We start from the raw sequence: 6,942 nt of genomic DNA, 5'->3' as shown, positions 1-6,942 counted from the left end.
AACGGGAAGATCCACTCCGGGCGGGCTGCCGAGATCACCTGCACCCCACCATGATCCACGATGGACGCGAGACCCAGTTACGAGACGTCCCTTAGTGGTCGAGTGCCGGGCGGTGGGCTGGTCGGTGTCGTGGCTGGTTCCGGCTGCTGGTGCGGCGGTTGCGGGGGTTGCCGCGGCTGCGGAGCTGACGGCGGTGGCGCCGAGCAGGGCGGCGGTGAGGCCTTGCAGCGGGCCGGGTAGGCGCAGGGCGGGTAGCCAGCGCAGCGTACGGGCCATTCGTGCGTAGGCGCGGGTCAGCACGGAGGTGGTCAGGAGCAGCCACAGGACCACAGCGGCGCCCTGAACTAGGGTGATGACGAACTCGGAGGTCAGCGGCTGTTGAATCCACTGCCGCACGACCGTGCGGGACGGTAGTTGAGGCGCGGGCCAGATGCCGGCGATGACGAGCCAGGCGGATATCGCGGCGGTGAAGGTCAGCGATGTGATGCTCGCGGCGATGACCGCTGTTCTGGATCTCACAGAGCCTCCCTGTGCCGTTCCTGGCCGCCGCAGACGTCCGGGCCCTAGCGCTTGGGTGGCACGCGAAGTGCTGGGCGAAGGCGCGGCGGGGTCCGCGGTGAGTGATTGCGGGCAGCGGATGCGATGACGCTATGGCCGTGGAGGTGGCCGTGGACGATCGCGAGGGCTTACAGCTCCTCACACGACCTCACACGGCCTCACACCCGCAGGTCAGCAGCCGTGTGCCGCTGCTCTGGCCCCGCCATGGTGGCGTCGCAATGGATCCCGACGAGGGTGGCTGGTGGCAGCAAGCCAAATGTTGTGGCTACAGGCTGACCGAGCCGCTGCTGGCGTGCGGAATTTGGTGGAGGCTGTCGATGGGACGCAGTCCCGCAAGGGCGAGGCGGCCGGTGTAGGTGTCGCGCAGCCGGGCTGCGGCGTTGTGGTCGCCGAGTGCGGTGAGGATGCCGATCGCCCGGCGTTGCAGGTCCTCGTTGTAGGGGTCGACGTGGATTCCCGCCTGAAGCAGTTTCAGGGCCTGCTGAGGATCGGTGGTGGTGCTGGCGAGCGCGGCGCAGGCGTCGACGACCTGTCTGCGGATGGCTTCTCGCGGCGGCTCGATCCATGGCCAGGAGTGTCCGTGGGCGAGTTCTCCGGGATAGCTGTCGACGATGGTCTGCCAGGAGGTGGAATGGTCGGTGACGGCGGTGGCGGCGTGCCGGCAGACGTCCTGGAAGCGCCACAGGTCCACGTCCACGTGGGCTTCGTTGAGGCGGTAGCGGTCGTCGGTGTGGTCGATGAGGTTGAGGCCGCAGGCGGCGCGGACGGTGCTGCGCAGGTCGCTGAGGGTTGTGTAGAGGCGGCCGGTGAGGGTGTGGGCGGGCGGTCCTGGCCAGATGGCGCTGGTCAGTTGTCGGCTGCTGGCGCCGTCGCTGTGGACAGCGAGGAATGCCAGGGCCTGCAGGGCGGCGCTGCGCCGGATGTCGAGCGGCTCCCCGTCGGCCAGCAACACGGGTCGGCCGAGAATGCGCAGGTTGAGTCGCCGGGCCACCGGGACGGGCGTGGGGGCGCGGGTGTTGGTGTTGGTGTCGTTGCCGCCTGCCTGGCGCGGGATGCGCGGCCGAGGCGCCTGCAGCGGGGCCTCCGCCGTGCGGGCCGGTGGAGGGGTGGTGGGCGGCTGTGCTTGGCCGATCACGGTGAGCAGGTCAAGGGCCGCGACCGGGTCGAGGACGCACAACCGGGGTCCCGTCGTCGATGGCCTGCTGGGGTCGTGGGTGTTGCCGGCCGTGTCGACCTGCCAGGTGACACCTGCTGGCAGGGCACCGAGAACGACGACAGTGTTACCGGCGTCTGCGAGCGTGATCGCGGGTCCGTCTGGGGCTGCGGCGTCTACGGGATCGACGATCAGCACAGGTGAGATGGGAGAACCGGTCAGTGAGGTGTGGCCATGCTGCGCCGGGGCCTCGGAAAGGGCGGGCCACGCCGGGTGCTGGGCTGAGCCGTTGAGGAACGTGGCGGCCTCGCTGAGGGTGGCGACCACTCGCATGCCGGGCAGGTCGAGTGTCGCCGGATCTGCCGCGCCTAGGAGCATGCGCAGCGCGCTTCGGGTGATGACCAGCCGCGCGGTCCCTGGCGGGTGCCGCAGTCCGGCCAGTAGGACGGTGACCAGGGCTCCCCTGCCGGCGGCGAGGGCACCGGGCCCGGTAAGGCCGACACCGCCTGCTGGGAGCGCAGCGAGTGGCTCCGGCGCTGCAGCGGTCAGGGCAGGGCCGGCGGACGCCGTGCCGGTTGGCGGCCCGGGTTGGTCGGTGGTAAGCGCGACGTGGACAGCGGTGACGGTCGCGGGTAGCGGCGCCAGGTCCCCCGCCCATGCGTGGTCGGGAGGGTGGGGCGGGCTGGGCTGGTAGGCGCGGCGGCGCCGCAGCCACACCAACGCCCCTGCGGCAACGATCTGCTCGGCGACGTCGTGGGGTAGCCAGCCTCCCGGCACGCTCACCCCGTCGATTGCCCGGGCGTGCACCGGTTCGGGGCTGTCGGACCGATCCGTGTCGCCCTGGTTGTCAAGTGTCGCGGTGGTGAGGGCCAAGGGATGGTCTGGTAGGGCGCTGGTTGTGGCGGTGGTGCCGACTCCGAAGGCCGCGGCGCCGGCCATACCGGTGGCGGTGGCTTGCAGGGGTGTGGGCAACGAAACCCGCCGCAGCCAGCACGCCCTGCCCCACAGCCGCGTCGCTATCCGCACGGTGACGGTGCCGGCCAGGAACAGCCAGATCAGCCAGGCGAGCAGGGTCAGCGCCGCGGCGAGGGTGTCCTTGGTGAGGGGCTGCGCCACCCATTCGCGGGCTTGCCGCATGCTGGGCCACCCGGTCAGGGGCCAGCCGATCAAACGAACCAGTGCCACCGGTGGGACCGCGATGAGCAGCACGATGAACAGTTGGGAGGCGACCTTCCGGGGCCAGCGCATCACTCACCTGCCCAGGGGGCGTGGGCTGACCGGTGATGCGCGCCGTCGTGCCTGCCGTTGGGAATGGTCATGCGGTGTGGTGCGGTGGGCGGGCGGGGCGGATGAGCTGCGTCCACACCTGGCGGATCCACCACATCGCCACGGCGATGGCGTAGATGACGCCGAGGATCCCGGAGGCGGGTCGGCTTACCAGCGCGGCGGTGATGACCGCGAGAGGTGCGCCCAGGATCAGCCGCAGGACCAGTGGTGACACCACGGCCATGACGACTGCGGCTCCGAGCAGGAGGCCGCCGAGGCGGCCGGCGATGTCGATCCACAACACCATGTCCGGCCACCGGTCGGCGACCAGGGAGTACTGGATGAGTGCCATCCCGACCGCGCCGGTGACGACCGAACCGGTCGGGAAGGCGAGCAGGTCTGACCAGCCGCCGCGGGGTGTGCGCCACTGCCGGGCGGCGATCAACGCCATCACCGCGGCCACCGTGACGATCGGGGCTACGGGCAGCAGCGCCCAGCGCAGGAACGGCCCGGCTTCGGTGCCGATGTAGAGGCTGCCGACCACCGCGTACATGCCGGCGACTGCCACACCGAGTGACGCGGACGCCAGGATGCCGGTGCCGACCTGGGCGGTCGGTGACATCGGCTCGGCGCTGCCGCCGCGGGCGCCGACGGCGGAGGCGATGATGGTGCCCGCGCCGATGCTGGCGATGATGGCGAACACGGCGGCCATGGCGAGCTCACCCCAGTTCAGCACCGCCCATTCGTGCAGGTATGCGCCGTTCCACTCGGGCGTCAGCAAGAACTGCGATACGAGGCCGAGCGACGCGAGACCGGGGACTGCGATCGCCACGGCTCGCCGCACCGACGGCACCGGCGATGGCTGCTCGACGACCACGTCCCCGGTGGGTGCCGCGGCGCCCACGTCGGCTGCTCCACGTGCTGCGGCGAGGGCGGGATCCGGCACCATCACCGGGCTGATGCCGGTTTCGGTGAACACCTTTTCGACCAGCGGCATCGAAGCGGTACCGCCGGCGCAGTAGACGCCAGCGACGCTGGCCGGTTCGACCTCGGCCGCGGCGATCGCTTCTGCCGTCAACTGTGCGGCGCGCCGAAGCACCGGAACCGCGGCGTGTTCCACGAGCTGGCCGTTGACCACGGCCGCCGTGCCGTTGGGAAGAGGGACCGTGACCGCGGCGTGGCGGGTCAGGGCGTGTTTCGCGGTCTGCACGCTGGCGGTCAGCGCCCACAAGGCGCCGCCGTCAACGGTCTGGCGGGCCTGGTTGCCGGCTAGGGCGGAGGTGAGGGCGCGGTCGATGGCGGTGCCACCTGCTTCGGGGTCGGCGAGGGTCGCGAGGACCTCGAACCCGACGGGGCCGCGGCGCAGGACGCTCACTTCGGTGCCGCCGCCCAGGTCACAGACGACGACGAAGGATCCCACCGGCAGTTGCACGCCCGAGGCCACCAGGTGATTCGCGACGGCTGCGGGTGCCTCGACCAGGCGGGGCTGTGGCAGGCCGGCGCGGTGCGCGGCGTGGCGTAGCCACGTCCGCCGCCGTGGCCCCCATCCGGCCGGCACCACCAGCCGTACATCCTCCACAGCACCACCCGTCATCTGCGTCGCTTCGTCGGCGACTCGGCGCAGCGTGGCGACGACCAGGTCCAGGGCGTCGAGTTCCGTGTCGGCGACGGTCAGGTGCTGCTCGGCGGAGCGTCGGGGCGCGGGTATGAGCCGGTCCGGGTGTGTGACGGCGGCCTGCCACGCCTGGTGTCCGGTCAGCAGGTTTCCGTCCGGGGACAGAAACACCGCGCTGGACAGCGCCGGCTCACCGTCGAATCTCAGCGGTGACCAGGTTCCGTCGGGCCATGCCACCACCGCAGTCGTGGTGGCGCTGCCGCAGTCGATCGATAGCCGCGCCTCCCCCGCTCGCATAGGCCACAGTCAAACATGAGGATCACGTTCACGTCACCCGTGAATCACTCACAGATACCAACGCCGGCGGTTGGGACGGCGATCCGTCCCGGCCGGCTACTCCCCCAGCACAATCCCCCAACCGCACTGGGCGCGCAGGGTGCCCTCCTTGGCCTTCATGACGGCTCTGGTTGGGCCCCGGCACCGCTGCCTTCCCAGGCTCCGTCGATCGCACCCCACTTCATTGATGATCTCCTCGCCTTGTCGCGGGGAACGAACGTGTATTGGATAGAAGCGTGGATCCCTCGACCACACCCACCCCGCCCGCCGCTCACGACGTCGCCCAGACCTGGCAGAACGCCGCGTTGGCGGTCGGTCCCGCTGACCGCGGCCGCGCTGAGGCTGCGGCCCGTGACGCCTACCGCGCCGCCGGTCTCCCGGCGCCGTCACGCTTCACTTGGTGCCTGTCCCCCTGGGCGGCCCTCGATTACGTGCGTCGACTCATCGACGACGGCCACACTCCGCTGGTTGACGTGGTACGCCGGAAGGTGCTCAACAATTCCCTGTCGGTCGCTCGCGCGCCACTGTGGGAACAGGTCAACGACGTCGACCGGGTAAGAGCCTTCGGTGACTTCCACTCATTCTTCGAGTGGGAGGGCTACTACGGCGAGCAGCGCTATGACGGCATGGACGAGCGGTACAACCTGATGGAACGCCCCTACCGATGCTCACCCGTCACCGCGGGCGAACGAGCGGCGCTGCAACCCATAGTGCGCGCCGTCCGGCAGACATACGGCACCGTCCTTGGCCCCATCTGGGATGCCATCGGCCACCCGATCACCGGCGCCTACGCCATGCGCGCTGCCTGGTACTGGGACGACGACCACGGGTTCGTCGACCGGGACGACGAAGCACGGGCCGTCGTCCGATACAGCCTGCCGGAGATCAACGACATGTACTTCGACGCCGCCTGGTTCTACTACCCCGACCCGGTGGTCCTCGCCGCCATCGACACGTACCGGTCCGTACTGGGGGCAGCCCCTGACCCCGGCTGGGAGGGATGCAGGGAGGTCGCGCTCTCCTGCGGTCCGTGGTGGCCGTTCGGTGATGTCGCTGTCATGAGTGAGCGACCGGCAACCCTCCGGGTCGATGAGCAAGGACGCCTGCACGGGCATGAGGTGCCGGCCGCGGAATGGTCCGACGGCAGGCAGTTAAGGGCACGGCACGGAGACGTAACTCCTTGATCTTGAGCTGAGCAACGTCCTGGAGAGGCAAGGCCGGCCCGAACCTCGCAACGGCGGGTCCACGATGGCGTCGCCACATTAGCGTTCCCTGGCGGAGGGCCTCCGCCAGGGAACGCGGCTGGCGTCATTCCAGGGCTGTCAGGAGGAGCATGTGTTGAGCATGCTCTGCAGCGCGGACTTCTCCGACGACTGGAGCTTCAACCCCCAGCTGTACTTCACGGTGATCCACATCTTGCTGTAGGTGCACCGGTACGACGACAGCGGCGGCTGCCACGTGGAGGGATCCTGATCGCCCTTGGCCTGGTTGACGTTGTCCGTCACCGCGATCAGCTGCGGGCGGGACAGGTCATTGGCGAAACTCTGGCGGCGGCTGGTCGTCCATGAGCTGGCGCCAGAGCGCCAAGCCTCCGCCAGGGGCACGACGTGGTCGATGTCGACGTCGGATGCGGCGTACCAGGTGGCGCCGTCGTACGGGCTGTACCACCGTCCCGAGGTTGCCGCACAGGAGCTGTCCACCACGACAGAAGTGCCGTCGCGCTTGAGGACCTGCTCGCGGGTGTTGCAGCTACCGCTGATGGTGATCCAATGCGGGAACAAGTCACGGGAGTACCCGGTCATCGAACCCTGCGACGCGACCGTGAGGGCATTGAGCTGCGACTGGGCGGTCGCCTTGGACGGGATGCCCGGGGGCGTGGCGGAGACGGGCTGAGCGTTGATCGTCGCCATGCCCGCACCAGCGACAAGGGCAACGACCGTCGCGGCGACACGCCGCCGCAGCGGGGATCGGTGGGATTCTCGGGTCACGCGCATGGCGGGCCTCCTCGCGACAG

General features: G+C 69.9%; 4 protein-coding genes and 1 pseudogene. 1 reads left to right on the top strand and 4 read right to left on the bottom strand.

The annotated features are described in order from the left end of the window. The 3 genes and pseudogenes from ACZ6Q9_RS33380 to ACZ6Q9_RS33370 form a co-directional block, all read right to left on the bottom strand. Positions 1 to 519: pseudogene (locus ACZ6Q9_RS33380) on the bottom strand (hypothetical protein); the annotation flags it as partial. 304 nt (positions 520 to 823) lie between these two features. Beyond that, complete coding sequence (locus ACZ6Q9_RS33375) at positions 824 to 2,959, bottom strand: BTAD domain-containing putative transcriptional regulator (RefSeq protein ID WP_396831244.1); 2,136 nt, start codon at positions 2,957 to 2,959, stop codon at positions 824 to 826. 67 nt (positions 2,960 to 3,026) lie between these two features. Further along, positions 3,027 to 4,889: an Hsp70 family protein gene (locus tag ACZ6Q9_RS33370; RefSeq protein WP_466021474.1), complete on the bottom strand. Its 1,863-nt coding sequence runs from the start codon at positions 4,887 to 4,889 to the stop codon at positions 3,027 to 3,029. A 275-nt stretch (positions 4,890 to 5,164) separates the two neighbouring features. Here ACZ6Q9_RS33370 and ACZ6Q9_RS33365 point away from each other — a divergent pair, with 275 nt between their 5' ends. Continuing rightward, positions 5,165 to 6,112, top strand: coding sequence for a DUF6745 domain-containing protein (locus ACZ6Q9_RS33365; RefSeq protein WP_396831248.1), 948 nt, complete (start codon positions 5,165 to 5,167; stop codon positions 6,110 to 6,112). Between the two features lie 138 nt (positions 6,113 to 6,250). On the opposite strand, the gene ACZ6Q9_RS33360 is transcribed toward ACZ6Q9_RS33365, so the two are convergent. Then, the gene (locus tag ACZ6Q9_RS33360) at positions 6,251 to 6,922 is read right to left on the bottom strand and encodes an HNH endonuclease family protein (protein WP_396831249.1); all 672 of its coding nucleotides are present in this window, start codon (positions 6,920 to 6,922) and stop codon (positions 6,251 to 6,253) included. Positions 6,923 to 6,942 lie beyond the last annotated feature (20 nt).

It is taken from the genome of Micromonospora sp. NPDC049139 (assembly GCF_055586845.1).
Note: the sequence above shows the minus strand (reverse complement) of the source record. Positions and strands in the feature narration are given on the sequence as shown.